This is a genomic window from Allobosea sp. 10N428, from assembly GCF_056394545.1.
In genome coordinates, this window is sequence record NZ_JBFTIC010000009.1 from 69,951 (window position 1) to 95,046 (window position 25,096).

A 25,096-nucleotide genomic window follows, 5' to 3' on the forward strand; every position below is an offset into this window, starting at 1 on the left:
GCTTTCATGCGGCTGATCGATCCCGACCGCACGGCATTCCCCTGCGGCCACGACAGGAGGACTTCGATGTTCAATGCCAAATCGCTGCTTGATGCCCTGATCAGCGCGGGCAGCCAGGCAGGCGCACAGGCAGGACAGCAGGCGGGCCAGCAGGGCGGTCTCGGCGGCATGCTCGGCGGCCTCGCGGAGCAGGTGCAGCGCTCGGGCGGGCTCGGCGGGCTCGCCGGGCAGATCCTGACCCAGGCAAGCCAGGGCGTCGGTGACGCCGCCCGCCAGACCGGCGTGCAGCAGGGCGCGAATGATGCGCTCGGCCGGATCACCGGCGGCAAGACACCCGACCAGCTCATCGAGCAGGCGAAGGGCCTGTTCAACAGCAACCCTGCCCTCGCAACGGCCGTGCTCGGCGGTCTCGGTGCGCTCGTCTTCGGCACCAGCACCGGTCGCTCCGTCGCCGGCTCGGCAGCCAAGCTCGGCGGCCTCGCTCTGATCGGCGGCCTCGCCTACAAGGCCTACCAGAACTATCAGGCCGGCAAGCCCGTGCTCGACAGCCGCGAGCAGGAGTTGCTGCCCGCCCCCGCCGGAACCGGCTTCGAGCCGCAGGCGGCGAGCGAAGCGACCGCCCTCGTCCTCGTCCGCGCCATGATCGCGGCAGCGGCGACTGATGGCCATATCGACACCGAAGAACGCGATGCGATTCTCGGCGGCCTCAAGGAAGCCAGCCTCGATCAGGACACGCATGCCTGGCTGGCGCGGGAACTCGCCAAGCCTGCCACGATCGACGAGCTCGTCGAAGCCGCCGAAAGCCCGGAATTGGCCGCGCAGATCTATACGGCTGCGCGTGTCGCCATCAATCCGGACACTGCGCCCGAGAAGGACTTTCTGGCCGGCCTCGCCGGCTCGCTGGGGCTGGACGCGGAACTCGTCGCCAATATCGACGCTGCCGCCAGCGCCGCCAAGGTCTGAACCGGGCAAAGCAGACCACAGGCACCACAGCCGGCTCTCGCGCCCATCGCGCAAGTCGGCTGATGGCATCACACCCTCGCGAGCTGGAGGCCGCGGCAGCTCCACTTCCGCGTCCCCTGCTGCTAGGTGCGGGGCCATGTCTGATACCAAGAACGGCGGACCGGCCCCGAAGCCGGACGCCGCCCCCTCGCCGACGCGCCGCCAAGCCCTCGCCCTGACGCTGCTCTCGCCGATTGTCTCCCTGCCCGCCCTTGCGCAGCCCCCGCTCTTTGCCGGCCCCGCCTCGCAATTCGTGCAGCTCGATCCGCCGGAGGATGCCGGCGCCCTCGCGCTCACTGACCTCGCCGGCAAGAGCAAACCTCTCTCGGCTTATCGCGGCAAAGCCATTCTCCTGAATTTCTGGGCAAGCTGGTGCCCGCCTTGCCGGCGCGAGCTGCCAATCCTGCGGCGCCTGCAGGCAAGAGCGGCGCATGAGCCCTTCGTCGTCCTCCCCGTATCGTTGGATAAATCGGCGGCGACCGTCACCGCCTATCTCAAGCGCCTTGGGCTTGCCGACCTCTCGACCTTCATCGATGCCGCCGGCACGTTGGCTTCCGGGCCTAAATCGCCCCAGCCAACTCCATTCGCCCTCTACGGCATGCCGATGACCTACGTGCTTGATCATGAAGCGCGCAGCGTCGGCTATCTCGTCGGTGAAGCGGACTGGGACAGCCCAGAGGGGCTGAAATTGCTGCGCTTCTACGCGAGAGCGGCGGGCTGACTTGCCAATGAAGACAGGTCTCCCGCATTCCCGCGGATCCAACCCGAAAAAATATCGCCTCCTCCATTGAACCTCCCCGCTCCGTTCCGCGACCAATCGGCATGGAGGGCGAGCAGTTCGCTCTCGCACCAGTCGGGAGAGACGAGCATGACGACGTTCCGCAAGACGCTGACCGCTACCCTCGCGGCCGCGACGCTGGCCGCCACTTTCATGGCCTCCGGCGCCGAGGCGCGCCCGCGCTGGGGCTATGGCTACGGTGGCTGGGGCGTCGGAGCCGGTGTGGTTGGCGCGCTCGCCGCGGGCGCCATCATCGCCTCGGCCACTCGCCCGGCTTATGGCTACGGCTACTACGCCGCTCCCGTCCGCTCCTGTGACCTGGTCGAGCGTTTCGACCGCTGGGGCAACGTCATCGGCTACCGCCGGGTCTGCGGCTACTACTGAGGCTGCGGCACCCCTGAGTTCTCGAGACCAGACTGAAGCCCCTCACCGAGGGGCTTTTTTGCTTCCGCTTGACCGGCATCAGGCGCCGTCCGTGACGCCGACACGGCGCCCATGCTCATGGCCCGGTGCCGAGCGCCACATGTGCCGCAGCTTCGTCGCGGATCCACCTGCGGAAAGCAGCGATCGCCGGCCGCTGCGCCGAGGCCTCCGGGCAGACCAGATAGTATTGGTGCGGCCCCTTGACCTGATGCGGGAACGGCCGGACCAGGCGGCCGGCATCGAGATAATCACCGATCAGGACATTGGTCGCGAGCGCCACCCCCTGCCCTGACGCGGCGGCCTGCAAGGCCAGGAAGGTGTGCGAGAAGCGTGGGCCCCGGGTCGCATCGACCTCCGTCGCGCCGACGGCCGCAAGCCAAAGCGGCCATGTCACGAAATCGGGGATGCCCTCCGGAATCTCGTGCAGCAAGGTATGATGGCGCAAATCCGCGGGCTCGCGCAGCGGCCGCTCGGGATCGCCGAGCAGCGCGGCGCTGCAGACGGGAAAGAAATTCTCCTCCATCAGGAGATCCGTCTGCAGCCCCGGATAGCCGCCGCGGCCGAGGCGGATGGCGACATCGACATTCTCGCGGGCGAAATCCGTCAGCCCCACCGAGATCTCGACCCGCACCTCCAGATTGGGTTCGCGCTCCTTCAGCGAGCCGAGCCTTGGGATCAGCCAGTTCAGGGCGAAACTCGGCAGGGTGCTGACCGTGAGCGCATTCGGTGCTTCCGGCCTCAGGGCTCTGGCCGTGGCTTCGTTCAGTTGGTCGAGCACCTGCGAAATCGTCGCCGCATAGCGTTCGCCGACCTCGGTCAAGGCGACACCCTTGCTCGGCAGCCGGGTGAAGAGCGGGCGCCGCAGCCAGGTCTCGAGCGACCGCACATGCTGGCCGACGGCGCTGGCCGTGACCGCGAGCTCGTCTCCTGCCTTCTCGAAGTTGCGATGCCGGGCGGCAGCTTCGAAGGCGCGCAGGGAAGCCAGTGGCGGAAGGTGTCGGCGGCTCATGTCTGGCCAAGTCCAGCTTGGGCAAGGCGAAGAACTTCGCATTTGCTTGCTTCCCGGGCAAGGCGCAGATTTGCGGGCAATCAGATCACTCGTGAGGCGCGCCATGTTCGCCAGCCCAGCCATAGCAGGACTTTCCTTCTCCGCCCCCCGCAGGCCGAGCAGTCGCGCCCTGGCGCTGTTGTTGCAGGTCGAGGCCTGGCTCGATGCCAGGAGCAGCGCCCGCACGCTCTATGCCATGGACGACCGGGCCCTCTCCGATCTCGGCCTGTCGCGCAGCGACGTCGAGCGCGTCAATGCGGATGCCAGCCGGACAGTCGGAGCCGCGTGAGGGGCCGCCGGAGCGAAAGCAGGCGGACCAGGACGGAATGCAGTGGGACCGGAGGTCGACATAGACCGCCGGTTCCTTTTCTTTCCTGCGGGGTCGCCGCTCGGCCCTTCGCGGAGGCTCTGTCTCCTGCGGCGGATTTAGGGGAAGCTATTACGATCGACGTCGCTGACACGATCTGACGCGCTGAGGCTTAAGCATGCCCGCACGCTCGCAACGGAGATCGGCCATGCCGCTGCCCAATCGCGTCAGGCCTGACGGCACGCTCTTCGCCGATCCGGCGCGTGGGCTGTTCTTCGGCAATCGCGGCGGCCGCTTCCACGATCCCGACCGGCGCGAGGCACCCGCGCGCATTCAGGCGACGCAGCATTGGCTGTGCTGCGTCCTCTCATTCAAGGAGCGGCGCCGGAAGGTCTGGGGCCGCGGCTACACCGAGCTCTTCTTCTGCGACGAGGTGACAGCCCTCGCCGCCGGCCACCGCCCCTGCATGGAGTGCCGCCGCCGCGATGCCCTCGCCTATCGCGACGCGTTGGTGAAAGGGCTCGGGCTGACAGAGACGCCGCTCTTCCCGGAGATCGACCGCATCCTCGATGCCGATCGCCGGATCGGTTGGGTCAAGCGGATGCACCGGCTTCCGGCGGAAGAGCTGCCGGACGGCGCGATGCTGCGGTCCGAAAGCGAAGGAGCGTTTCTGGCACTACGCGGAGACACCGCTTTGCTCTGGTCGCCGGCGGGCTACCTTTCGCCTCGACCTCGCCCGCGGGGGCTTGCGACGGTCCTCACGCCACCCGCCACGCTGGCGGCCCTAAGGGAAGGCTTTAGCCCGGTCTGGCACCCAAGCGCCGCGGCCCTGGCTTCCTGCCCGCTTGCGGGCGAATAGGAACCTTCCTCCCTCCGCAGGCGTTGCCGCAGCATCATCCATTCAATGAGGGGCTGCAAAATGCGTTCGATCATCCTGTGGCTTGTGGGCGTTCCGATCCCCATCATCATCCTGTTGTGGTTTTTCATGAAATAGGTCGAAGCCTCCTTCATGAGCGAGGCCGGGCGCATGCCCGGCCTCGCTGCGTTTGGGCAGGGTTACCGCCACAAGCTGACGGACAATCATGCTTCCCCATCATGCCGCTCCCGTCGCAACCCCGAGCAATCTCGCCTATATGCCGTCCATGCATTCGCCATCGACACCGCCGATCATCTCGGTTTCGGGTCTATCAAAGACCTATGCCACCGGTTTCACCGCGCTGAAGACCGTCGACCTCGCCATCCGGCGCGGTGAGATCTTCGCCCTGCTCGGCCCCAATGGCGCGGGCAAGACGACCCTGATCAGCATCATCTGCGGGTTGGTGCGCCCGAGCACCGGCACGGTCCTCGCCGATGGCCATGACATCCAGCGCGACTATCGCGCCGCCCGCGCCGCCATCGGCCTCGTCCCGCAGGAACTGACGACCGATGCCTTCGAGACAGTCTGGGCTACGGTCAACTTCAGCCGCGGCCTCTTCGGCAAGCCCAGGGATCCGGCCCTGATCGAGCGAATCCTCAAGGACCTCTCGCTCTGGGACAAGAAGGACACGCAGATCCGCCGCCTTTCCGGCGGCATGAAGCGGCGCGTGATGATCGCCAAGGCGCTCTCACACGAACCGCGCATCCTCTTCCTCGACGAGCCGACGGCCGGCGTCGATGTCGAGCTCAGGCAGGATATGTGGCAGATGGTTCGCCGGCTCAGGGAAGAGGGCGTCACCATCATCCTGACCACGCACTACATCGAGGAAGCCGAGGAGATGGCCGACCGCGTCGGCGTCATCTCCAAGGGCGAGATCATCCTGGTCGAGGAGAAGGCCGAGCTGATGCGCAAGCTCGGCAAGAAGCAGCTCACCCTGCAGCTCCAGCAGCCGATCAGTGCCGTTCCGGTTGCGCTCGCGGATTTCGATCTCACGCTCTCCGCCGCCGGCGACGAGATCGTCTACACCTACGACACGCATGCCGAGCGTACCGGCATCACCACGCTGCTCCAGGGCCTGTCGGAAGCCGGCATTCGCTTCCGTGACCTCAGCACGAGCCAGAGCTCGCTGGAAGAAATCTTCGTCAATCTGGTGAGGGAGCGGGCATGAGCGCCGCGAGCTTCAACCCGCGCGCCATCGCCGCGATCTATCGCTTCGAGATGGCCCGTACCTGGCGTACGCCGCTGCAGAGCATCGTCTCGCCCGTGCTCTCGACCTCGCTCTATTTCATCGTCTTCGGCGGGGCGATCGGCTCGCGCATGCAGTCGATCGACGGCGTGCCCTATGGCGCCTTCATCGTGCCGGGCCTGATCATGCTCTCGCTCTTGACGCAGAGCATCGCCAACGCCTCCTTCGCGATCTATTTCCCGAAATTCACCGGCACAATCTACGAACTGCTCTCCGCGCCGGTCGCCTGGTGGGAGGCGGTGATCGCCTATGTCGGCGCCGCCGCGTCGAAATCGATCCTGCTCGGCCTGATCATCCTGCTGACGGCCACCTTTTTCGTGCCGCTCAGGATCGAACATCCCTTCATGATGCTGCTCTTCCTGGTGCTGACCGCGACCACCTTCAGCCTGTTCGGCTTCATCATCGGCATCTGGGCGGATGGCTTCGAGAAGCTGCAGGTCATCCCGCTGCTGATCGTGACGCCGCTGGCCTTCCTCGGCGGCTCCTTCTACTCGATCAGCATGCTCCCGCACTTCTGGCAGACGGTGACGCTGTTCAATCCGGTCGTTTATCTGATCAGCGGCTTCCGCTGGAGCTTCTTCGGACTCGCCGATGTCAGCCTCGGTGTGAGCCTCGGCATGACGCTGATGTTCCTCACAGCCTGCATCGCCGTGGTTGGCTGGATCTTCAAGACGGGCTACCGGCTGAAGAATTGAACCGGCCTGTCATTCCGGGGCGGCCCGAAGAGCCGAACCCGGAACCCACGACCGGGTGAGACATCAGGGTTCTCCTCTGCCGGACATATCGATCCAAAACCACGGCCGCTCACCCGGTCGTGCGTTCCGGGTTCTTCGCTGACGCCAAGGCCCGGAATGACGAGCTGGGCAGCGCCAACCGATTGACTTCCGTCCCCCTTCCGTCTTCATGCGCGCCATGACCGATCTTTCGACATTTGAGGCTCCGGCTGCGGCCAGTGGCGCGCCGCATGCGCGCCGACGCACCTTCGCCATCATATCGCACCCGGACGCGGGCAAGACCACGCTGACCGAGAAGCTGCTCTATTTCGGCGGCGCCATTCAGCTCGCCGGCGAAGTGCGCGCCAAGCAGGGCCGTCGCCAGACCTCCTCGGACTGGATGAAGATCGAGCGCCAGCGCGGCATCTCGGTGGTGACCTCGGTGATGACCTTCGAATATGGCGGCCACGTCTTCAACCTGCTCGACACGCCCGGGCACGAGGACTTCTCCGAGGACACCTACCGGACGCTGACCGCCGTCGACTCCGCCGTGATGGTGATCGACGCCGCCAAGGGCATCGAGGACCGCACCAAGAAGCTGTTCGAGGTCTGCCGTCTGCGCGACATCCCGATCGTGACCTTCATCAACAAGGTCGACCGCGAGACGCGCGATCCCTTCGACCTGATCAACGAGATCGAGACCACGCTGGCGCTCGACGTCGCGCCGATGACCTGGCCCGTAGGCCGGGGCCGCGAGTTCGCCGGCACCTACGATCTCAAGGCCAACACCTTCCGCCGCAACCAGAAGGGCGACGAGAGTGCCGAGGACAGACAAGTCTCCGGCTGGGACGATCCGCTCTTCGATGAGCTCCTGCCGCATGGCGCTGCCGAGCCCTGGCGCGAGGAGGTCTTCCTCGCCAGCGAGGGCCTGAAGCCCTTCGATCTGCAGGCCTTCCGCGAAGGTCACCTGACGCCGCTCTATTTCGGCGCGGCGCTGCGCGACTACGGCGTACGCGATCTGATCGACGCGCTCGGTGCCTACGCCCCGAGCCCGCGCGCCCAGCTTGCCGACAAGCGCCCGATCGAGGYGGACGAGCCGAAGATGACCGGCTTCGTCTTCAAGATCCAGGCGAACATGGACCCGAACCATCGCGACCGCATCGCCTTCATGCGCGTCTGCTCGGGCAAGCTCACCCGCGGCATGAAGGCCAAGCTCGTCCGCACCGGCAAGCCGATGCCGCTCAACGCGCCGCAATTCTTCTTCGCCCGCGACCGCTCGATCGCCGAGGAGGCTTTTGCCGGCGACATCGTCGGTCTGCCCAACCACGGCACGCTGCGCATCGGCGATACGCTGACGGAGGGCGAGGACATCGTCTTCAAGGGCGTGCCGAGCTTCGCCCCGGAAATCCTGCGCCGCGTCAAGCTCAAGGATGCGATGAAGGCCAAGAAGCTGCGCGAGGCCTTGCAGCAGATGGCAGAGGAAGGCGTCGTCCAGCTCTTCCTGCCGCATGACGGAGCGCCGGCCATCGTCGGCGTCGTCGGAGCCCTCCAGCTCGACGTGCTCAAGGAGCGCATGGACGCCGAGTACTCGCTTCCCGTCGATTTCGAGCCCTGCCAGTTCTCGATCGCCCGCTGGGTTTCCTCCGACGACAAGGCGGCGCTGGCGAAGTTCGTCGGCCTGAAGCCCTCCGCAATGGCCGATGATCTCGACGGCGACCCGGTTTTCATGGCGTCCAGCCAGTTCACGCTGAAATACGATGCCGAGCGCGCGCCGGACATCACCTTCTCGGACGTGAAGGACTATCAGAAGGTCACGAAGGCCTGATTCAACGCTGTGGCCTGAAAGAGACAGGCCTCTGCGCGCTCCCTTGGGGTTGATCCGCATCAATTCGCATCGCGCGAATCCGGCGCTGATGGAGACATGAGCCTGGCGGCGCACCCTGCGTCGTGGGCTCTCGACTCCGGGGGCTGCTGCCTAAATGTCTCGCTCGATCCGACTTTCTCTCGCCGCTGTACTGCTCGGCGCAACCGCTCTGACCGGTGCCCATGCAGCCGATCTGCCCACGACCAAGGCGCCGCCTCTTGTGCCAGTTCTGTCCGCCTGGAGCCCGTGGATGATCCGCGGCCGCGCCCTGTTCGTCATGCCGCAGGAAGATGCAAGCCTGAGGCTCGGTGGCGCCCCGATCGCCGGCGGCAAGGTCGACATCTCCAACTCGGTCGTGCCCGAGCTCGACATCACCTATTTCTTCACGAAGAACATCGCTGCCGAGCTCATCCTCGGCGTCACCCCGCATAATGTGAAGGGCGCTGGCAGCCTGGCCGGTGCGCGCATCGGTTCGGCCTGGCTGCTGCCGCCGACTTTGATGCTGCAATACCATTTCACCGATCTCGGCGCCTTCAAGCCCTATCTCGGCGTCGGCGTGAACTACACCGTCTTCTTCGACGAGAAGGCTAAGGGCGGCTTCACTGATTTCGATCTGAAAGATTCATTCGGCTTCGCCCTCCAGGCCGGCTTCGACTACATGATCGACCAGCACTGGGGCATCAACTTCGACGTCAAGAAGATCTTCCTGGAGCCCAAGGTGAAGGTGAACAACGGGCTCATTGCCGGCAAGGTCAAGATCGATCCCTGGCTGATCGGCGCCGGCGTCACCTACCGCTTCTGAGGCCCGGTACGGCCTCGGTCGGTCGGGGGAAGGAGCGCTTCGCTCCTTCCCCCAGCCGCCCGCCCAGTCGGGAGGAAAACCACCTCCGGAGGTTCTCGAAGCCCCTCGATGGGGACTTCCGATGTGATGCGAGGTAGCAGTTGCCCATGACCCTGCATCACGCGGCGGAGCGGGTTCGCAGCTCTCGTGCGAGCCAGAACACGCACTGCGGATACGGCGACACCGGCCCGGGTCGCCTCGATTGAGAAGAGGTCATCGCGAACGACGTTGACGACATCGTTCGCGCAGATACGCCGTCAGAACCTGACGGCGAGGTTCGCCTTGAAGGCATGGTCCTGAGCGTCGCTGGCAAGCTGGCCGTTATAGGATATGCCCAGCGTGGTGTTCTTGCTGATAGCGAGGTCGAGGCCCGCCTCCACGAGGGCGGCGTTCTTGGCAATCGGCAGGCCGGAGATGCTGAAGGCATTGCCGCCCGAGAAGGCCAGGGTCGCCGCGGGATCGACATCGCCAAAGGCATGGCGCCAGGCCAGGGCGCCGCGCAAGGTCAGGTCCATCCCCTGCAAGGCGAAGCTGGTCGAGGCACGCAGGCCGAGCGTCGAGTAGCCGACACTGGTGCGATCGCCGCGCCCGGAGAGCGCCGCCGCTCCGCCAATCTCACGGAACCCGTCGGTCTGCAGATTCACATAGGCCAGCCCCGCAAAAGGCTCGAGCGCAATCCGGCCGACGTCGAAGCGGTAGCCGATCTCGCCGAAGACCTGCGCTGTGCCGGCATCGTAATCGGCGCGCAGGCTATCGTTGAAGCCCGCGAAGGCGACCGCGCGTCGCGTCGAAACGTCGTGCCAGGTGTAGCTGGCGCCCGCCCGCAGGCCGAGCGCGCCCCACTGGCCACCGCCGTACAGACCGAGATGGTAGTTGTCGCTGTCGCCAGACGAAAGGCGCCCATTGCTGTCGAATTCGCTATGGCTGTAGCCCGCGAGCACGCCGATGCGGAGGCTGTCGAACACCGCCATGTCGGCGCCGAGCATCAGGCCGCCGGTCGAACGCGTCAGGCTCGCCGCGTTGCGGTCGCCGTCGATCCGCCCCCAGGAACCGTAGCCCTGGCCCCAGACGGCGAAGCGGTCAGTGCGCGGCACAGGCATGGGCCCCTTCACGGCTGGCGCGAGGTCGGCGGTGAAGCCGTAGCTCATCGTCGCCATCGGGGCCGAGCCGACCGTGCCGAAGGCCGAGCGCAGCCGATCGATCGCTGCCAAGCGCGTCGCAGCGCTCTCTTCGACCAGCACCGTCTGCGCCGAAGCGTGGATCTCGCCGGAGAGCTGGTAGAAGGCGGCGCGCGCCGAGGCGGCATCGAGGATCAGGAGGCTGTTATACAGCGCGAGCGTCCCGCCGACCTGCGGTAGGCTATCGAGCGCCAGCGTTGTCGCAAGCTGGTTGCGAGTCTCCGCTGCCGTGCCGAACGATTTGGCACTGACTGTGATGGCGGCCTCGCCCGTCCGCGGATCGAGGCCGATAGCGAGGAACGGCGAGAAACTAGTCACCCCCGCGAAGCTGCCGTCGATACCGCCGGCCGCCGTCACCAGCGTGTAGCGCTGCCCCTGCCGATAACTCGCCTGCGGGTCGATCGCCGTGATCGAAACATTGCTGCCCGTCACAGTCGCCGTGCCGGAGACGACGATACGGTCGGAGCTGCCACTGTCACCCAATTCGGCGGCGAAAGTCGAGCCTGGGGCCAGCGTGAGATTGCCGCTGACGGTGAGCGTGCCGATCGAATTGCCCGGCGCGATCGTCGCGCCTGCCTTGACCGTCGTCGTGCCCACGCTGCCGTTGCCGCCGAGCGTGCCGCCGGCCACCGTCACCGACGAATTGGCGAGCGAGCCGTTGACTGCGAGCCGACCGTCCAGAATTGTGATCGGGGTCGCAGATGTGTTGGTTCCGGTCAGCGTCCAGGTGCTTGCGCCGTTCTTCTCAAGGCGTCCGAAACCGCTGTACTGGGCACCCGGGCCAACCTGCGACATGTCGAAACTGCCATTGGCCGAGCCGCCGAGGCGGAGCGCATCCGCCGCGCTGAACGCCTTGACATTGCCGGTGATGGCGGAGCCGCTCCAGAGCTCGAGCGTGTTGACGCCGCCCGTGAAGGTGATGGCGTTGGCGCGGGTGACGCCGTCGCCGGACAGCCCCCCGATGATCGAACCGCTGTTGAAGACGGTCAGGTTCGAGCCGCTGACGCCGACTCCGCCGACGCCGGCCGTCCCGGGTGTCGATCCGCCGCCGCGTGCTCCGCCGTTGCCCCCGGCGATCGTCCCGATGTTGATGACCGAGCCGCTGCCAACGAAGCCTGCGCCGCCTGCCGCGCCGAGGCCGCCGGTCGGTGTGCCGTTCCCGCCCCTGCCGCCGTCGCCGCCGCGGATGATCGCCTCGTTCCGGATTTGGATCGGCGACGTGGCGTAGACGCCGATGCCACCGGTACCGCCATTGCCGCCGTATCCGGTTGCGGTGTCACCGCCGGCTCCGCCCTGTCCGCCACGGACGTTGCTGGTGAGGGTGCCGTTTCCGCCGACGAGTGCGCCAAGGCCACCCGCGCCGCCGCCGCCGCCATCGCCTCCGTTACATACCCATAGCCGCCGGCTCCGCCATTGCCGCCGGAGACGGCGGATAGCGGCGGCAGGCCGGCAACGTAAGCGTGAGCGGCGCCACCACCGCCGCCGCCGCCACCGCCGCTACCCGTCGACAGGCTACCGCCATCGGCACCGTTTTGACCCGGAAGCGCCCCGCCAGCCCCGCCGGAACCGACGGGAACGACCGACTGGGTGACGCCCCAACCACCCGAACCGCCGCTGATCCCTGCGCCACCGCCACCGCCGCCGCCGCCGGCCGGTGCGTTGCGGCCGTTTGCCCCCGCCGCGGTTACGGAGTCAGCGCCACCCGCGCCTCCCCATATGGCCACTCCGGCCGTGCCTGTACCGCCATCGGCCATAGCGGTGCTGGTCTCCAGGCCAACGCGACGCCGCAGAGCAGCAGGCTGCGCAGGGTGCGGGAACGGCGCGCCCGGCAAGACGCGGCTGGCCGGGCAAAGCTTCCATGAGCCCGGTTCTTCGAGGCGGCAGTCATCAGCTTATCTTTCGTCATGCGGCGACCGAGGCCGCCCACCGACGCGGCGAGCGAATTCGTCGACACTATTTGCGGAGAAAGCCCATATCGTCCGCCAAACCCGCAAAGCCCGGCATCGCCGCAGCGACCGGACATCAACGGCTGGCGACACAGGGCAGCAGCGGCCGGGAACTCCCGTCCGGCACACGCCGTCCGGCGAATCAGATAACGACCTAGCCCAATTGCGGCATCCTTCGGAAATGCGTCGGGGCCGCTCAAGCTCCATCACCGTCGGCCCCGGGAAAAATTTCTGCCGTTACGCGAAGGCAACAGCTCGCAGGACCGGCCACGGCTGACGCCGCGATGGCTGCGCTTTTCGCCGACCGGCCACCCAGCGATAACGTCCGGGCCACGCCAGCGGGCAGCCTGCGGGCAAGAGAAGCCGGGAAGGCTCAAACCTCGGCAAAGCCCAGCGGGATCGCCGAGGTGGATTTGAGTTCCTCCATCGCGAACATCGAGGTCACGTCACTGAGATCGATGCGCGAGATCAGCTTCTTGTAGAGCGCGTCATAGGCGGCGATGTCGGAGACATAGGCCTTGAGCAGATAGTCGATCTCGCCGCTCATCCGGTAGAAATCGACGATTTCCGGCAGGTCGTGCACGGCCTGATGGAAGCGTTCGAGCCACTCCATCGAATGACGGGCCGTCTTGATCGCGATGAAGACGGTGACACCCGCCTTGAGCTTGTCCCGGTCGAGCAAAGCGACGCGGCGCTTGATGTAGCCGCCTTCCTCCAGCTTCTGGACCCGCCGCCAGCAAGGCGACGACGACAGCCCGACCGCCTCCGCAAGCTCTGCGAGCGGCAGGCTCGCATCCTCCTGGAGCCGCGCCAGGATGCGCAGATCGAAAGCATCGAGCTTGGCCATGATACCTCAGCTGGTTCGAAATCAGCTTCTTTCCAGAAGACCGAAATGGGGAATATTTTCCACATATGATCTCACATCGGGTACACGCTTCCAATAAGGGAAGAAAATTCTCCAACTCCGCAAACTGATGCCAGCACGCCTCCCGTATGATTCTCCGGCAATCGAAAGGGGAACGGCATGCAGGGATTTCTGAGCGAGGAGCGGCGCGGGGCCGTGCTGCAGAGCCTGCGGACCGATGCCGGCACCCTGTCGCGCGACTACCTCACCGCGGCGCGCGAAGTCCTGCGAGAGCTCGTCGATATGCCCAATTTGGTTCAGCGCCTGCCGCTGGAGCGCAAGACGGGCGCCTACAGCCGCAATCTGCTGGCCGGCAATGAGGATGTCAGCGTCTGGGCCATCGTCTGGGGCGAAGGCTCGGCCACCTCGATCCATGATCATCATTGCTCATGCTGCTTCGGCGTCGTCTCCGGCACCGTGACCGAGACGTGGTATCGCGCCATCGACGCCGCCCGCGCCGTGCCCACCGAGGAGCAGGAGCGAAAGCCGGGCTATGTCGCCTGCATGCTGCCCTCGGGCCCGAATATCCACCGGATGCGCAATTTCGGACCGGGCGAAGCGATCTCGATCCACATCTACGGCTTCGACCACGAGGTCCACGCCTCGTCGATCGAGACCGAATACACTGCTGTCAGCGGCTGACATTCGCGCGCCACGCTGCGGGGACAAAGCAGCAACCATGTCCCCGGTTCTGACGGCGGCGGCATACTGGCCGGCTCGATCCTCTGGGGAGCCGCGCAGATGTCGATTTTTGGCTGGACGGGTGCGTCTCCCGCGATCGTGGCGCCAGCGCCCTCGGCCGTCACCGAACCAAAGCTTCGTCGGCTCGCGCCCAATGGTAACGCCGCGATCCTCGTCGGCATTGCCGGCGGCTTCGACGGGCTGGCGCCCGGCTATGGCGTGACGACTGCGCTGCGCATCTGCCATTTTCTCGCACAGGCCGCGCATGAGACCGACGGTTTCCGCACGCTCGAGGAATATGGCGGCCCCGCCTATTTCGCCCGCTACGAAAGCCGGCGCGATCTTGGCAACACCTTGCCGGGCGATGGCATTCGCTACCATGGCCGCGGCATTTTCCAGCTCACCGGCCGGGCGAATTATCGCCGCCTCGGCCAGATTCTCGGCGTCGATCTCGAAGACGAGCCCGAGCGCGCGAAGGAACCCGCGATCGCTCTCTCCATCGCCTTCGCCTACTGGCGCGAGCGCGGCATCGGCGCGGCCGCCGATGCCGACGACATCGAGCGCGTAACGAAGCTCATCAATGGCGGGCGCAACGGCCTGGCCGAGCGGGCGCGCTATCTCGCGAAGGCGAAGGAGATTTGGGTGTGACGCCAGCCGTCTTGCCCGGGCTTGACCCGCGCATCTCGGAAACCAGCACCCTTCTGGTCATGAGATGGTCGGATCAAGCAAAGCCTGACGGCAAACAACCTCAGCCGTGTCCCGCCTTCAACGCCTGATCGAGATCGGCATAGAGGTCCTCGACGTCCTCGATACCGGTCGAGAGGCGCAGCAGGTCGGTCGGACAGGGCGAGCCGGCCCCCTCGATCGAGGCGCGGTGTTCGATCAAGCTCTCGACGCCGCCGAGCGAAGTCGCACGCTTGTAGAGCCCGACATGGGCCGCAGCCTTGACTGCCGCGGCCTCGCCGCCGGTAACCTGGACCGACAGCATGTAACCGAAGCCGTTCTCCATCTGCCGCGCGGCGATGTCGTGCCCGGGGTGCTGCGGCAGACCCGGATAGAGCACGCGCGCGACCAGCGGATGCGCGGAGAGGCGCTGCGCCAGCTCCATCGCCGAGGCGGACTGGCGCTCCTGCCGCAGATGGAGCGTGCGCATCCCGCGCATCAGCAGATAGGCCTCGAACGGGCCGAGGATGCCGCCCTGCCCCTTGCGCACCGTCTTGATCCGGTTCCAGAACTCATCGTCGGCATTGGCACAGAGCGCGCCGGCGACGACGTCGGAATGGCCATTGAGAACCTTGGTCGCCGCATGCATCACGATGTCGGCGCCCAGCGTCAGCGGCCGCGTATGCACGGGCGAGGCGCAGGTCGAATCGACCGCGAGCCGGGCGCCGGCCTTGTGCGCGATTTCGGCCGCCCCCGCGATGTCGGTGATGGTCCAGAGCGGGTTCGAGGGCGTCTCGACCCAGACGAGCTTGGTCGCACCGGGCTTCACAGCGGCCTTGAGGGCAGCGAGATCGTCGGTCTCGACGAAGTCGACCTTCAGACCCCAGCGCGTGGCTTCGTTGAGCAGCCAGGCCCGCAGCGCCCAGTACATCACCTTGGAGGCGACGACATGGTCGCCGGGCGAGAGCGCCTGGAAGACGGAGGTCGCCGCCGCCATGCCCGAACCGAACAGCAGCGCGCCGGCCTTCGCCTCTTCCAGCATGGCGAGCACGGCCTGCGCCTCATGCACGGTTTCGTTGTCGGGCCGGCCATAGATGAAGCCGGAGGAATACCCGTTGTCCTCGTCGCGGATGAAGGTCGTCGAGACGTGGATCGGCGGCACCACCGCCCTGGTCAGCGGGTCGACCTTGCCCATCGCTTGCGCTGCGAGGCTCCGCGGGCTCCAGCTCTTCCTGCTCATGTTCTCTCCAACCGTCATGCTGCCTGTATCGACACGATCTCGCATGATCGGTCGGAAGCACTCTAGCGATCGGCAAAAATTTCAGTTGGTGTTTTTCACCGCAGAGCGACTATTTTCGTCGCCAGGAAATTCATGATGCTGAAAATCGCCGATCTCGATCATTTCGATCATGCACTGCTCGAAGAGATGCAGCGCGACAACCAGACGCCGGCCCGCGTCCTGGCAGAGCGAGTCGGGCTGTCTCAGAGCGCGGTGCTACGCCGCCTGCGCCGGCTCCGGGCGGAGAAGGTCATCGCGGCCGACATCTCCATCGTGAACCCGGCCGTGCTCGGCGTTCCCGTCACGATTCACGTGCTGGTGTCGATCGACAGGGGCTCTCAACTCGCCGATGCCTTCGCACGCAAGCTGCGCGCGCGCCCGGAAGTTCGGCACGCCTCCTATGTGACGGGAGGCGCCGATTTCGTCCTCCACCTTCAGGTCGAGAGCATGGAAGCCTATGCCGCTTTCGCGCGCGAGGTTTTCCACGACGACCCGAACGTCTCGTCATTCTATACCTATGTCGCCATGCGCGAAGTGGTCGGGCCGGCGCAAACCGGCCGGCCGAAGCGCGCCACCTCGCCGGCCCGCCCTGAGCGACCGGTCTAGCGCCCGATTTTGCAAGCGGGCCAGCCTCGGCTCCTCCGGAAAAGTTCCATGACCGGAAGACATGCCATGCGGGGCAGGATGCATGCCCGCGGCCGCACGGCGGCCTTGCCGACCGATCCCGCCGGCCTCATCTTCGAGGCATGAACACGCTTACCGGGTCCCCCTCACAACGCCGCTCCCCGCTCTGGGCGGCGCTGATCATCGCGATCCTGCCGGTGGTTGCGGCGTCGCTGCTCGGCAGCGCGGCCACGGTTCCGCAGATTGCCGGCTGGTATGCCGGCCTCGCAAAGCCGCCCTTCAATCCGCCGAACTGGATCTTCGCACCGGTCTGGACCGCGCTCTATGCGCTGATGGGGCTGGCCGCCTTCCGCATCCTGCGCATTCCTGTCGGAGCGCCCGGGCGGCGACGCGCGCTGCTGGTCTATCACCTGCAGCTGCTTATCAATATCGGCTGGTCCTTCGCCTTCTTCGGTGCCAACAGCCCTCTTGCCGGGCTGATCGTCATCCTGCCGCTGCTCGTCCTGATCCTTGCGACCATCGCCGCCTTCAGGCCGCTAGACCGGCTCGCCGCCAATCTGCTCTGGCCCTATTTCGCATGGGTCGGCTTCGCGACCCTGCTCAATGCCTCGATCTGGTGGCTCAACCGCTGAGGATTATCCGCCGATCGAGCGCTCGATCACCTTCATCACGGTCGCACGCAGCTCTGCGATGGTGAAGGGCTTCGACATCACCTCCGCGACGATCGTCTCCAGGCTCTTCGCCCGTTCGCGCTGCTCGGCATAGCCGGTCATCAGCATGATCGTCAGCTCCGGGAAGCGCTGCTTGGCGGCGAGCGCCAGCGCGATCCCGTCCATCAGCGGCATGCGGATATCCGTCAGCAGCAGGTCGAAGCGCCCTTCCTCCGCAAGGAGGATGTCGAGCGCCTCGGCGCCATCGGCAGCAGTGAGGCAGCTATGGCCGTCCAGGCTGAGGCCGCGCGCCACCAGCACGCGCAGCGGCTCCTCATCGTCGACGACCAGAATACGTGACATCGCAGTTCCCTAGAGCATTTTTCGGCGAAGTGGACACTGCTTCGCGCGAAGAAAATGCGGCAAAACAAAAATTCTAGATGCCCGGCAGCCCGGCTTGATCTTCCGTCTCGATCACGCCGACGAAGGGCAGCTGCCGATAGGAATGCGCGACATCCATGCCGTAGCCGACCACGAAGTAGTCCGGGCATTCGAAGCCGACATAATCAGCCTGGATGTTGACGGCGCGCTTGTGCGGCTTTTCCAACAGGACCGCGGTGGACACCTTCGCGGCGCCGCGTGCGGCCAGCAGATCCTTGGCGAAAGCCAGCGTGCGGCCGGATTCCAGGATGTCGTCGACCAGAAGCACGTCGCGCCCGCGCACCTCGCTCTGCACATCGCGCAGGATCTCGACCTGGCCCGTAGAAACCGTTCCGGTCCGATAGCTCGACAGATGAATGAACTCGACCTGCGGCGCGAGCCCGATGCGATGCATCGCCCGGATCAGGTCGGCCGCGAACATGAAGCTGCCCTTGAGAACGGCAACGACGAGCAGATCCTTGGGATTGCTGGCGGCGATGGCCTCGGCCATCTCCTGGTTGCGCCGCGCGATCGCAGCCTCGTCGTAAAGAACCCTGATCCGCCGTTCGGGCATAGTCTCTCCGTCGTCGTTTCCGGCCGCAACCGGCCCCGCGCAAGCTGGATGCGCCGGGCCCCGCAGCAATGAGTCATGAACGCCGTCCGGCCGAATGGGCCCGATCGACAGGCACCCGTCCTAGCAGCATCAGTGCGTGCTGGCGATATTGGCGGTTGTCGCGGCCGAAGTGAAGCGCACCTGCACGGACCGCCCGCTTTCCGGGGGAGAAGCCAGCCGGGCCCGGAAACGGATCAGTTCGGCGGGCTCCAGGCTGGCCCGCGGTGGCTCCGTCGTCCAGCTGTAGAGCGTCGCGCCGGCCGCATCCTTCACCGCGACCTCGATCAGCGGCACCCTCGCCTTGCTCTTGGTGACGTTGGTGACATCGCCCTCGACCACCAGGAAACGGTTCGAGCCATCTTCGATCAAACCGCTCTCGATGGCGCCCAGGCTCAGGCCTCGCACATTCACCGGCAGCCCGACCGTCTCGAAGACGCTTGCGAGCTGCGGCGCAGCGCGGACGACTGCGTTGCGCTGCCACGCGGCGAAGCCGAGCAGGGCAAGACCAGCGACAGCGGCGGCCGCCGGCAACGCGACGGCTCGCTCCCGCAAGCCCTTCGTCGTCGATGCCCTGGCCGAACCACGCCTGGCCGAACCACGCTTGCCGCGTCTCGCGGAAGGCTGGCTGTCGGCGGCAGCTATTTCGGCTTCCGCACCCGCCTTTTCACTGGTTTCGGCGGCAAGCGCCGTGATCTCGGCGTCGATGGCGGCGGCGCGCTCCATCTCCTCTGCCAGCAGGGCTTTCGTCTCCTCCTCGCTGGGTGCGTCAGGAAAGACGGCGACTGGCGCGACATGCCATGCGGTCTTGCAGCTCGCGCAGCGCACTTTTCGGCCTTCCGGCCCCAGTTTGGCCGCGTCGAGTTCATACTGGCTGGCGCAGGATGGGCAGACGATCAGCATGGGCTTTCGGGCAATCTCTTCGCAACGATGGCCGGGTGTCTCCGGTACGCTTCGGTCCGGGATTCGCTCTTCGGGGCCTGGCGCAACGACAGGCGCTGAAGCACGGATGACGGCGAACGGAAATGCCCGCTGCTATTGGCACGATTTATGGTTAACGCCCCGTGAAGAATCTGTAGCGCAAACTGCTGCCCTCGTGCGGTTCCGGGGCGGCTTGCTTGCGGTGTAGGATCGGCCCGGATACGCGTTTCGCTGAATGAGGAAGACCGCTTGGTTCGGTTCGAAAATGTCGGCCTGCGTTATGGCATGGGACCGGAGGTGCTGAAGGACATCAACTTCAGCATCGCACCGCGCTCGTTCCAGTATCTCACCGGGCCTTCCGGTGCCGGCAAGACGACGTTGATGCGCCTTATCCTGATGGCGTTGAAGCCGACACGCGGGCTGGTGAACCTGTTCGGCCAGGACGTCTCGCGCCTCGATGCCGACACGCTCACCGCCTTTCGCCGCCGCATGGGCGTGGTCTTCCAGGATTTCCGCCTGCTCGATCATCTCACCGTCTACGAGAATGTCGCGCTGCCCTTGCGCGTGCTCGGCAAGGAGGAGGCGAGCTATCGCGCCGAGGTCGTCGAATTGCTGCGATGGGTCGGGCTCGGCGAGCGCATGCATGCCGTGCCGCCCGTGCTCTCAGGCGGCGAGAAGCAGCGCGCCGCCATCGCCCGCGCCCTGATCGGCCGTCCGGAACTGTTGCTCGCCGACGAGCCCACCGGCAATGTCGATCCCGGTCTCGGCCGGCGGCTGCTCCGGCTGTTCATGGAGCTGCAATCGCTCGGCACCGCCGTGATCATCGCGACGCATGATCTCAACCTGATGGAAATCTACGACGCGCCGCGCCTCGTGCTGGCCGACGGGCAACTGCATGTCGATGCCTGAGCCCGGCCATCACGAACCGGAACATGTGGAAAGGGCGCTGCCGCCCAATCTGCGGCGCGACCTGCCACTCGTGCCTGTCGACACGGTTGCCGGCCGCGCGCTGATGGCGGTGATCGCGATCCTGACCTTCCTCGCTGCGCTCAGCGCCGGCGCCGCCGTGCTCGCCGCGCGCGCTTCCGATCAGTGGCGGGGAGCCATTTCCAATGAGATGACCATTCAGATCCGGCCTGATTCGCATCGCAGCATCGATGACGATGTCGCGCGCGCCGTGGCGATGGCGCAGGCGCTCGACGGCATCGACAGCGTGCGCGCCGTTCCCAAGGCCGAATCGGACAAGCTGCTCGAACCCTGGCTCGGCACGGGCCTCGACCTCGTCGAGCTGCCGATTCCGCGCCTGATCGTGCTCAAGCTCAAGGGCGGCGCCAGCCCGGATCTTGCGAGTTTCGGGGCGACGCTGCGCCGCGAGGTGCCCACGGCGATCCTCGACGATCACCGGCTCTGGGTCCGGCGCCTTTCGGCCATGGCCGGTACCATCGTCGCCTCAGGCTTCGCGATCGTGCTGCTGGTGCTGACGGCGGCCGCGCTCGCCGTCGCCTTCGCCACACGCGGCGCGATGGCGGGCAGCCGCGACAGTGTCGAAGTGCTGCATTTCGTCGGCGCCGATGACGGTTTCATCGCGCGCGAATTCCAGAGCCGCTTTATCAGGCTGGGACTCAAGGGTGGCGCATTCGGCGGCCTTGCCGCGATCCTCGCCATCGCCCTCATCGGCTTCGTCGTCTCGCGCTGGCGCACGGCGCCGGAAGCCGAGCAGCTGCAGGCTCTGTTCGGTGCCTTCGAGATCGGCTGGGCCGGCTATGCCGCAGTGCTTCTCGTCGCGGTTGTGGTCGCCGCGATTGCCGGTCTCGTCTCGCGCTTCACCGTCCGTCACTATCTGCGGATGCTGTCATGAGCGAGCGCGGAGCGGCGGCCGGTCGTCAACCGATCCTTCACTCCTGCGGCGGGAACCGGCATGTTGCCGCCGCCGTTATGCCCGAATGCCGGGTTATGCCAGCAATATCATGGCCATGATCGGCAGCACCAAGCGCGATCTCTCGATCGAGCCGCCGGATTCAGCGGCGCGGCGCTCGACGCCGGCCGCAGGCCCGGCGCTGCGCCGTATCTTGGCGCTGGCCGTGGCTGCACTCGCCGCTGTCGGCACGCTGCTGCTCGGCCTCGGCTATGTCAGCTTCGCCTCGGGCATCGATGCGCAGGAGCCGACGGCGACGCCCCGCACCGACGCGATCGTCGTGGTCACCGGCGGCGCCCAGCGCATCGGCGACGCCATCGGCCTGCTCGGGGCCGATCGCGGCGCCCGCCTCCTGATCAGCGGCGTCAACGAGAAGACGAGCCGCGAGGAACTCGCCAAGCTCAACCCCGCCTCGCGCGACCTGCTGAATTGCTGCGTCGACCTCGATTATCGCGCCCGCAACACCATCGGAAACGCCATCGAGACCCGGCGCTGGGTCCGTCAGCATGGTTTCCGCTCGCTGCTGGTCGTGACCTCGAACTACCACATGCCGCGCACAGTCGCGGAATTCGCCCATGCCATGCCGGGCGTGGCGCTGATCCCCCACCCGGTCGTGACCGAGCATCTCGACACGACGGGCTGGTGGTATCGCTGGGCGACGATCAAGGTTCTCGCACCGGAATATGTGAAATATCTCGTTGCGCGTCTGCGCAGCCTCGTCGAACGCGATCCCGAGAATTCGCGGCTCTCGGTGATCACCGGCGGCCGCAAGCCTGTCTCGTCGAAGCCGGCGGAGCTTCTCGGGCCGGCGGCCGAGAAGCGGTCGCGGCTGCCGGGCCATTTCCGCCACGAGGGCTGAGCCCCGAAAACCGCGCAGGCGCTTGACCGGAGCCGCATCTCAGGCTCATTGCGCAGCATGCTCGTTCTGCGCTCCCTCGCCTTCAACACGCTGTTCTATGCCAATCTCGTCCTCTGGCTGATCTTCATCATCCTGCCGGCGCTGTTTCTGCCCAAGCGCATCCTGCTGGCCGCGGCGATCGCCTGGTCGCGATCCTCGCTCTGGCTGCTGCGCGTGGTCGCCGGCACGCGCTACGAGGTCACCGGCATCGAGAACATTCCGCAGGGCGGCCTGATGGTGGCGGCGAAGCATCAGTCCTTCGTCGAGACCTTCACACTCATCACGTTATTCCCGGACCCCGTTTTCATCCTGAAGCGCGAGCTGACCTGGATCCCGCTCTTCGGCTGGGCTCTGAACCGGCTGCGCATGATTCCGGTCAACCGCGGAGCCCGCGCCCGCGCCCTGTCCGATGTGACCCGCCGCGCCAAGGTCGAGCTCGGCCAGAACGGCCGTCAGCTGCTGATCTTCCCGGAAGGCACGCGCCGCCCTCCCGGCGCGCCACCGGCCTACAAGTTCGGCGCCGCTCATCTCTACGCCGAACTCGGCGTTCCCTGCGTCCCCGTCGCACTCAACACCGGTCTCTATTGGCCGCGCCGAAAGTTCCTGCGCCGCCCCGGCACGATCCGCATCGAGATCCTGCCACCGATCATGCCCGGCCTCGGCAAGCTCGCCTTTCAGCGTGAGCTGCAGGAACGGATCGAAACGGCCTGCGACAGGCTGCTGGCGCAGGGGCGGGCGGAGCTCGCCGCGCTCGGCCTCGACCCGCTGGCGACGCAGGCTCCTGACAAGCCCTGACAGCAGAGATGGCGCCGTCCCGGAGGCTGCCGGGTCCGACGCTTGACTTATCCCCATGTCGTTCCCATTTTGTTCCAATCACGGAGGAACGGACATGGCCGCTCTCGCCTATCGCTACACCCCCGATCTCTTCGACGAGCCGCTGGAGCGTCGGGCCGAGAAGCGGAATCGTCTTTTCGGAGAGATCCGACGCTCGAACAAGGAGATGGATTGCCGCTTCGCGCCCGAGGAGACGCAGGACGATCTGGTGGCGCGCGAGATGCCGCTGCGCAGCACGGCCGGCCTCGGCGAGCGCCGCTTCACCGCCTGGCGCGGCCGGTCCGGCCGGCGCTATGTCGCGTCGGTGTTCTCCATCGACGATGTTCATGCGCTCGGCTTCACCGACGCCGTGCTGCTCGCAGTCTCGCCCGATCGGCGCATCCTCGCGGCGCGCGATTCCGGCCCCTTCGGCGTCGAGGCGGCCCTGAGCCGCTGGCAGCGCGCGATCATGGCTGCGGGCGCCGCCGAGATCCATGTGCATCTTCTCGCCGAGGATGGCTTGAGCCGTCGCGCCGCGCTGCTCGACCTGATGCCGGAAGCCAGCCCGGAGGGCTGATCAGCCGCGCGCCAAGGGCGGATGCGGGGCGCCCAGGCCGGGCGCCAGCTCCTGCGCGAGGCAGGCCAGGACCGGGTCGTAGATCCCCATCTTGCGCAGATGCTCATGCGTCCGCAGCACATAGTCCGGGTTCTCGCCGGATTGGCCCTTTCCCTCCCGAACGAGCTTGAGCAACTGCGCGGGCGGCAGCTTACCGGCATATTGCAGATGCTTGCGATCGGCCACATAGACCAGCCCCCGCGCCTGGCGGCCATCCTCTAGCCGGAGCGGAACATGGCGCTCGAGATAGACGGCAGTCGCCTGCTCGCGCGCCCTCAGATAGTCCACGGTCTCCTTCGCCTGCGCCGCAGCGACCCGGAAGGCGAGCCCCCGGCAGACACCGCCGCGATCGAGCCCCAGCACTAGGCCCGGCCGCTCGGGCGTGCCACGATGGACATGCGAGAAGACGCAGAGCGAGCGGTGATAGCCGTGCAGCCGCGCCTGTACGCTTTCCTCGAAGGGAAAGCCCGGCCGCCAGATCAGCGAGCCGTAGCCGAAGACCCAGAGATCGGTCGCGCCGAATTCGGTCGTCATCGCCATCCCATAATTTAGCCGCGCCAGCCTGCTTGCTGGGCCCCGCCGTCCAGCAAGGCCCTCCCCGCTCTGGCGCCGGTTCCTGCGGCGAGCTAAGGCATCGGACCGAAAAGTGAAACTCGGTTTTCGGACGAAAACGATGCCACATTGAAGAGCGATATCGCCAGGGCCGTCTTCGCCCCGGCGATATCGCGCGCCGCCCGCCTCCGCGCAAGGAACGCCTGCCGCATGACCGATCCCCTTCCGACGCGCCGTCACAGCCGCTTCTGGCTCTACGGTCCCACGCTTCTGCTCGTCATCCTGGCCGCCGCCTGGTCCGCCTTCTGGTTCTACGCGCGGGGCCGCGCCACGGCCGAGATCGATGCCGCCCTGGCGCGCGAGGCCGAGCGCGGCCGCACCTGGACCTGCACCGATCGCACGATCGGCGGCTATCCATTCAGAATCGAGCTGCGCTGCAACGCGCTCGCGCTGACCTCGACGCGCTGGGGAGACGCCGTCCGCGTCGAGACCGGTCCCGCCGTCGCCGTCGGCCAGATCTATTCGCCCAGCCTCGTGATTTTCGAGCTCACCAGCCCCGCCAAGGTCACCCTGCCGGAAGGCCGCTCGCTCGCGCTCACCTGGAGCAATCTCGATGCCAGCCTCGCCTGGCGCAATCCCGAGCGCTTCGCTCTCGTCGCCAGCGACCTGACGGCCGTTCAGACGGCGCCCGGCCTGAATCCGGAGACCTGGAGCAGCAAATCCCTGGAGACCCATCTGCGCCGCAATCCATCTCGGCCAGCTACCGACCAGGCCGTTGACATCGCCCTCACGGCCAAGGGGACGGTCCTGCCGCCGATCGACGCGCTGCTCGGCAACACCGATACCGGCGAGATCGCCCTGGATGCGACGCTGACCCAGGCCGAGGCCTTCCGCAAAGGCTTCAACCCCGATGCCCTGGAAAGCTGGCGCGGCGCCAACGGGGCCTTAGAGCTGACCCGCCTCGTCTCGACCAAGGGCAAGGCCCGCGTCGACGGCAGCGGCGTGTTGCAGCTCGATCCGATGCGTCGCGTCTCCGGCGACCTCCGGCTGGCCGCAGCAGGCATCGAGCAGATCGGCGGGATGCGCATCGGCAACCTGCTCGGCGGGCTCGGCGGCCTTCTCGGCGGCCGCGGCGCGGAGAAATCGGCGGCACCCGGCCTCACCCCGCTGCCGCCGGTGTCGCTGCGCGAGGGCCGGGTCTTCATCGGGCCCTTCCGGCTGCCGCTCCAGCCGCTGCCGCCGCTCTACTGAGCACAAAAAAGGGGCGCCGAGGCGCCCCTTGCTCGTT

At 66.6% G+C, this 25,096-nt stretch carries 29 protein-coding genes; 20 read left to right on the top strand and 9 right to left on the bottom strand.

What is annotated here, in order from left to right:
• The first annotated feature begins 66 nt into the window (after positions 1-66).
• The 3 genes from AC1DDA_RS22610 (at position 67) to AC1DDA_RS22620 (ending at position 2,164) form a co-directional block, all read left to right on the top strand.
• A complete protein-coding gene (locus tag AC1DDA_RS22610) occupies positions 67-963 on the top strand; it encodes a tellurite resistance TerB family protein (RefSeq protein WP_476780474.1) in 897 nt (298 codons plus the stop codon).
• Between the two features lie 136 nt (positions 964-1,099).
• Entirely contained in the window at positions 1,100-1,723 is a 624-nt protein-coding gene (locus AC1DDA_RS22615) for a TlpA family protein disulfide reductase (protein WP_476797473.1), read from the top strand.
• A 147-nt stretch (positions 1,724-1,870) separates the two neighbouring features.
• Positions 1,871-2,164 carry a hypothetical protein gene (locus AC1DDA_RS22620; RefSeq protein ID WP_476797474.1) on the top strand — a complete coding sequence of 98 codons (294 nt, stop codon included), beginning with the start codon at positions 1,871-1,873 and terminating at the stop codon, positions 2,162-2,164.
• A gap of 115 nt (positions 2,165-2,279) precedes the next feature.
• On the opposite strand, the gene gcvA is transcribed toward AC1DDA_RS22620, so the two are convergent.
• On the bottom strand, positions 2,280-3,212 hold the full coding sequence (gene gcvA, locus AC1DDA_RS22625) for a transcriptional regulator GcvA (RefSeq protein ID WP_476797475.1): 933 nt from the start codon (positions 3,210-3,212) through the stop codon (positions 2,280-2,282).
• A 103-nt stretch (positions 3,213-3,315) separates the two neighbouring features.
• Here gcvA and AC1DDA_RS22630 point away from each other — a divergent pair, with 103 nt between their 5' ends.
• Both AC1DDA_RS22630 and AC1DDA_RS22635 read left to right on the top strand, forming a co-directional pair.
• Positions 3,316-3,540, top strand: coding sequence for a DUF1127 domain-containing protein (locus AC1DDA_RS22630; protein WP_441513986.1), 225 nt, complete (start codon positions 3,316-3,318; stop codon positions 3,538-3,540).
• Between the two features lie 226 nt (positions 3,541-3,766).
• Entirely contained in the window at positions 3,767-4,417 is a 651-nt protein-coding gene (locus AC1DDA_RS22635) for a hypothetical protein (RefSeq protein ID WP_476797476.1), read from the top strand.
• A gap of 42 nt (positions 4,418-4,459) precedes the next feature.
• On the opposite strand, the gene AC1DDA_RS22640 is transcribed toward AC1DDA_RS22635, so the two are convergent.
• Positions 4,460-4,642, bottom strand: coding sequence for a hypothetical protein (locus tag AC1DDA_RS22640; RefSeq protein ID WP_476797477.1), 183 nt, complete (start codon positions 4,640-4,642; stop codon positions 4,460-4,462).
• 58 nt (positions 4,643-4,700) lie between these two features.
• Between AC1DDA_RS22640 and AC1DDA_RS22645 the strand changes: the two genes are divergently transcribed.
• From AC1DDA_RS22645 to AC1DDA_RS22660, 4 genes are all read left to right on the top strand, one after another.
• Positions 4,701-5,642: an ABC transporter ATP-binding protein gene (locus tag AC1DDA_RS22645; RefSeq protein WP_441514016.1), complete on the top strand. Its 942-nt coding sequence runs from the start codon at positions 4,701-4,703 to the stop codon at positions 5,640-5,642.
• Positions 5,639-6,415, top strand: coding sequence for an ABC transporter permease (locus AC1DDA_RS22650; protein WP_441513984.1), 777 nt, complete (start codon positions 5,639-5,641; stop codon positions 6,413-6,415). Before AC1DDA_RS22645 ends, AC1DDA_RS22650 begins: the two co-directional genes overlap by 4 nt.
• Before the next feature lie 217 nt (positions 6,416-6,632).
• Positions 6,633-8,258, top strand: a complete 1,626-nt coding sequence (locus AC1DDA_RS22655) for a peptide chain release factor 3 (protein ID WP_476797478.1) — start codon at positions 6,633-6,635, stop codon at positions 8,256-8,258.
• Positions 8,259-8,412: 154 nt separating this feature from the next.
• Positions 8,413-9,099 carry an OmpW/AlkL family protein gene (locus AC1DDA_RS22660; protein ID WP_476797479.1) on the top strand — a complete coding sequence of 229 codons (687 nt, stop codon included), beginning with the start codon at positions 8,413-8,415 and terminating at the stop codon, positions 9,097-9,099.
• A gap of 296 nt (positions 9,100-9,395) precedes the next feature.
• Here the strand turns inward: AC1DDA_RS22660 and AC1DDA_RS22665 are convergent, their stop codons facing one another.
• The gene (locus tag AC1DDA_RS22665) at positions 9,396-11,111 is read right to left on the bottom strand and encodes an autotransporter family protein (RefSeq protein WP_476797480.1); all 1,716 of its coding nucleotides are present in this window, start codon (positions 11,109-11,111) and stop codon (positions 9,396-9,398) included.
• Between AC1DDA_RS22665 and AC1DDA_RS22670 the strand changes: the two genes are divergently transcribed.
• The gene (locus tag AC1DDA_RS22670; RefSeq protein WP_476797481.1) at positions 11,110-11,544 is read left to right on the top strand and encodes a hypothetical protein; all 435 of its coding nucleotides are present in this window, start codon (positions 11,110-11,112) and stop codon (positions 11,542-11,544) included. The genes AC1DDA_RS22665 and AC1DDA_RS22670 overlap by 2 nt on opposite strands.
• A gap of 1,091 nt (positions 11,545-12,635) precedes the next feature.
• Here the strand turns inward: AC1DDA_RS22670 and AC1DDA_RS22675 are convergent.
• Positions 12,636-13,109 carry an Lrp/AsnC family transcriptional regulator gene (locus AC1DDA_RS22675; protein WP_476780466.1) on the bottom strand — a complete coding sequence of 158 codons (474 nt, stop codon included), beginning with the start codon at positions 13,107-13,109 and terminating at the stop codon, positions 12,636-12,638.
• Between the two features lie 177 nt (positions 13,110-13,286).
• Between AC1DDA_RS22675 and AC1DDA_RS22680 the strand changes: the two genes are divergently transcribed.
• A complete protein-coding gene (locus tag AC1DDA_RS22680; RefSeq protein WP_476797482.1) occupies positions 13,287-13,808 on the top strand; it encodes a cysteine dioxygenase in 522 nt (173 codons plus the stop codon).
• Between the two features lie 99 nt (positions 13,809-13,907).
• The gene (locus tag AC1DDA_RS22685) at positions 13,908-14,495 is read left to right on the top strand and encodes a glycoside hydrolase family 19 protein (protein WP_476797483.1); all 588 of its coding nucleotides are present in this window, start codon (positions 13,908-13,910) and stop codon (positions 14,493-14,495) included.
• Between the two features lie 100 nt (positions 14,496-14,595).
• Here AC1DDA_RS22685 and AC1DDA_RS22690 read toward each other — a convergent pair whose 3' ends face one another.
• On the bottom strand, positions 14,596-15,750 hold the full coding sequence (locus tag AC1DDA_RS22690) for a trans-sulfuration enzyme family protein (protein ID WP_476797484.1): 1,155 nt from the start codon (positions 15,748-15,750) through the stop codon (positions 14,596-14,598).
• Between the two features lie 135 nt (positions 15,751-15,885).
• On the opposite strand from AC1DDA_RS22690, the gene AC1DDA_RS22695 reads away from it, so the two are divergent.
• Complete coding sequence (locus tag AC1DDA_RS22695) at positions 15,886-16,395, top strand: Lrp/AsnC family transcriptional regulator (protein WP_476797485.1); 510 nt, start codon at positions 15,886-15,888, stop codon at positions 16,393-16,395.
• Between the two features lie 140 nt (positions 16,396-16,535).
• Positions 16,536-17,045 carry a TspO/MBR family protein gene (locus AC1DDA_RS22700; RefSeq protein WP_476797486.1) on the top strand — a complete coding sequence of 170 codons (510 nt, stop codon included), beginning with the start codon at positions 16,536-16,538 and terminating at the stop codon, positions 17,043-17,045.
• Positions 17,046-17,048: 3 nt separating this feature from the next.
• Here the strand turns inward: AC1DDA_RS22700 and AC1DDA_RS22705 are convergent, their stop codons facing one another.
• The 3 genes from AC1DDA_RS22705 to AC1DDA_RS22715 all read right to left on the bottom strand — a co-directional run bounded on the left by AC1DDA_RS22705 (position 17,049) and on the right by AC1DDA_RS22715 (position 18,996).
• A complete protein-coding gene (locus AC1DDA_RS22705; protein WP_476780460.1) occupies positions 17,049-17,426 on the bottom strand; it encodes a response regulator in 378 nt (125 codons plus the stop codon).
• A 73-nt stretch (positions 17,427-17,499) separates the two neighbouring features.
• Complete coding sequence (gene hpt, locus AC1DDA_RS22710; RefSeq protein ID WP_441513974.1) at positions 17,500-18,057, bottom strand: hypoxanthine phosphoribosyltransferase; 558 nt, start codon at positions 18,055-18,057, stop codon at positions 17,500-17,502.
• 129 nt (positions 18,058-18,186) lie between these two features.
• Complete coding sequence (locus tag AC1DDA_RS22715; RefSeq protein WP_476797487.1) at positions 18,187-18,996, bottom strand: zinc-ribbon domain-containing protein; 810 nt, start codon at positions 18,994-18,996, stop codon at positions 18,187-18,189.
• Positions 18,997-19,299: 303 nt separating this feature from the next.
• Between AC1DDA_RS22715 and ftsE the strand changes: the two genes are divergently transcribed.
• The 5 genes from ftsE (at position 19,300) to AC1DDA_RS22740 (ending at position 23,217) form a co-directional block, all read left to right on the top strand.
• The gene (gene ftsE / locus AC1DDA_RS22720) at positions 19,300-19,923 is read left to right on the top strand and encodes a cell division ATP-binding protein FtsE (protein WP_441514015.1); all 624 of its coding nucleotides are present in this window, start codon (positions 19,300-19,302) and stop codon (positions 19,921-19,923) included.
• Entirely contained in the window at positions 19,910-20,872 is a 963-nt protein-coding gene (locus tag AC1DDA_RS22725) for a cell division protein FtsX (RefSeq protein WP_476797488.1), read from the top strand. Before ftsE ends, AC1DDA_RS22725 begins: the two co-directional genes overlap by 14 nt.
• A gap of 115 nt (positions 20,873-20,987) precedes the next feature.
• The gene (locus AC1DDA_RS22730) at positions 20,988-21,788 is read left to right on the top strand and encodes a YdcF family protein (protein WP_476797489.1); all 801 of its coding nucleotides are present in this window, start codon (positions 20,988-20,990) and stop codon (positions 21,786-21,788) included.
• A gap of 57 nt (positions 21,789-21,845) precedes the next feature.
• On the top strand, positions 21,846-22,622 hold the full coding sequence (locus AC1DDA_RS22735; protein ID WP_441513970.1) for a lysophospholipid acyltransferase family protein: 777 nt from the start codon (positions 21,846-21,848) through the stop codon (positions 22,620-22,622).
• A 94-nt stretch (positions 22,623-22,716) separates the two neighbouring features.
• Positions 22,717-23,217, top strand: a complete 501-nt coding sequence (locus tag AC1DDA_RS22740; RefSeq protein ID WP_476797490.1) for a hypothetical protein — start codon at positions 22,717-22,719, stop codon at positions 23,215-23,217.
• On the opposite strand, the gene AC1DDA_RS22745 is transcribed toward AC1DDA_RS22740, so the two are convergent.
• Positions 23,218-23,790, bottom strand: coding sequence for a gamma-glutamylcyclotransferase (locus AC1DDA_RS22745; protein ID WP_441513968.1), 573 nt, complete (start codon positions 23,788-23,790; stop codon positions 23,218-23,220).
• A 228-nt stretch (positions 23,791-24,018) separates the two neighbouring features.
• Here AC1DDA_RS22745 and AC1DDA_RS22750 point away from each other — a divergent pair, with 228 nt between their 5' ends.
• Positions 24,019-25,059, top strand: a complete 1,041-nt coding sequence (locus AC1DDA_RS22750) for a DUF2125 domain-containing protein (protein ID WP_476797491.1) — start codon at positions 24,019-24,021, stop codon at positions 25,057-25,059.
• The last annotated feature ends 37 nt before the right edge of the window (positions 25,060-25,096 follow it).

Coding starts and splice junctions, on each gene's coding strand:
- AC1DDA_RS22725 (WP_476797488.1), top strand. CDS start 19,910: ATGTCGATGCCTGAGCCCGGCCATCACGAACCGGAACATGTGGAAAGG.
- AC1DDA_RS22730 (WP_476797489.1), top strand. CDS start 20,988: ATGATCGGCAGCACCAAGCGCGATCTCTCGATCGAGCCGCCGGATTCA.
- AC1DDA_RS22660 (WP_476797479.1), top strand. CDS start 8,413: ATGTCTCGCTCGATCCGACTTTCTCTCGCCGCTGTACTGCTCGGCGCA.
- AC1DDA_RS22670 (WP_476797481.1), top strand. CDS start 11,110: ATGTCGAAACTGCCATTGGCCGAGCCGCCGAGGCGGAGCGCATCCGCC.
- AC1DDA_RS22700 (WP_476797486.1), top strand. CDS start 16,536: ATGAACACGCTTACCGGGTCCCCCTCACAACGCCGCTCCCCGCTCTGG.
- AC1DDA_RS22685 (WP_476797483.1), top strand. CDS start 13,908: ATGTCGATTTTTGGCTGGACGGGTGCGTCTCCCGCGATCGTGGCGCCA.
- AC1DDA_RS22630 (WP_441513986.1), top strand. CDS start 3,316: ATGTTCGCCAGCCCAGCCATAGCAGGACTTTCCTTCTCCGCCCCCCGC.
- AC1DDA_RS22615 (WP_476797473.1), top strand. CDS start 1,100: ATGTCTGATACCAAGAACGGCGGACCGGCCCCGAAGCCGGACGCCGCC.
- AC1DDA_RS22695 (WP_476797485.1), top strand. CDS start 15,886: ATGCTGAAAATCGCCGATCTCGATCATTTCGATCATGCACTGCTCGAA.
- AC1DDA_RS22620 (WP_476797474.1), top strand. CDS start 1,871: ATGACGACGTTCCGCAAGACGCTGACCGCTACCCTCGCGGCCGCGACG.
- AC1DDA_RS22715 (WP_476797487.1), bottom strand. CDS start 18,996: ATGCTGATCGTCTGCCCATCCTGCGCCAGCCAGTATGAACTCGACGCG.
- AC1DDA_RS22750 (WP_476797491.1), top strand. CDS start 24,019: ATGACCGATCCCCTTCCGACGCGCCGTCACAGCCGCTTCTGGCTCTAC.
- AC1DDA_RS22690 (WP_476797484.1), bottom strand. CDS start 15,750: ATGAGCAGGAAGAGCTGGAGCCCGCGGAGCCTCGCAGCGCAAGCGATG.
- ftsE (WP_441514015.1), top strand. CDS start 19,300: ATGGGACCGGAGGTGCTGAAGGACATCAACTTCAGCATCGCACCGCGC.
- AC1DDA_RS22740 (WP_476797490.1), top strand. CDS start 22,717: ATGGCCGCTCTCGCCTATCGCTACACCCCCGATCTCTTCGACGAGCCG.
- AC1DDA_RS22705 (WP_476780460.1), bottom strand. CDS start 17,426: ATGTCACGTATTCTGGTCGTCGACGATGAGGAGCCGCTGCGCGTGCTG.
- gcvA (WP_476797475.1), bottom strand. CDS start 3,212: ATGAGCCGCCGACACCTTCCGCCACTGGCTTCCCTGCGCGCCTTCGAA.
- AC1DDA_RS22635 (WP_476797476.1), top strand. CDS start 3,767: ATGCCGCTGCCCAATCGCGTCAGGCCTGACGGCACGCTCTTCGCCGAT.
- AC1DDA_RS22735 (WP_441513970.1), top strand. CDS start 21,846: ATGCTCGTTCTGCGCTCCCTCGCCTTCAACACGCTGTTCTATGCCAAT.
- AC1DDA_RS22745 (WP_441513968.1), bottom strand. CDS start 23,790: ATGACGACCGAATTCGGCGCGACCGATCTCTGGGTCTTCGGCTACGGC.
- hpt (WP_441513974.1), bottom strand. CDS start 18,057: ATGCCCGAACGGCGGATCAGGGTTCTTTACGACGAGGCTGCGATCGCG.
- AC1DDA_RS22650 (WP_441513984.1), top strand. CDS start 5,639: ATGAGCGCCGCGAGCTTCAACCCGCGCGCCATCGCCGCGATCTATCGC.
- AC1DDA_RS22665 (WP_476797480.1), bottom strand. CDS start 11,111: ATGTCGCAGGTTGGCCCGGGTGCCCAGTACAGCGGTTTCGGACGCCTT.
- AC1DDA_RS22645 (WP_441514016.1), top strand. CDS start 4,701: ATGCATTCGCCATCGACACCGCCGATCATCTCGGTTTCGGGTCTATCA.
- AC1DDA_RS22640 (WP_476797477.1), bottom strand. CDS start 4,642: ATGATTGTCCGTCAGCTTGTGGCGGTAACCCTGCCCAAACGCAGCGAG.
- AC1DDA_RS22680 (WP_476797482.1), top strand. CDS start 13,287: ATGCAGGGATTTCTGAGCGAGGAGCGGCGCGGGGCCGTGCTGCAGAGC.
- AC1DDA_RS22610 (WP_476780474.1), top strand. CDS start 67: ATGTTCAATGCCAAATCGCTGCTTGATGCCCTGATCAGCGCGGGCAGC.
- AC1DDA_RS22675 (WP_476780466.1), bottom strand. CDS start 13,109: ATGGCCAAGCTCGATGCTTTCGATCTGCGCATCCTGGCGCGGCTCCAG.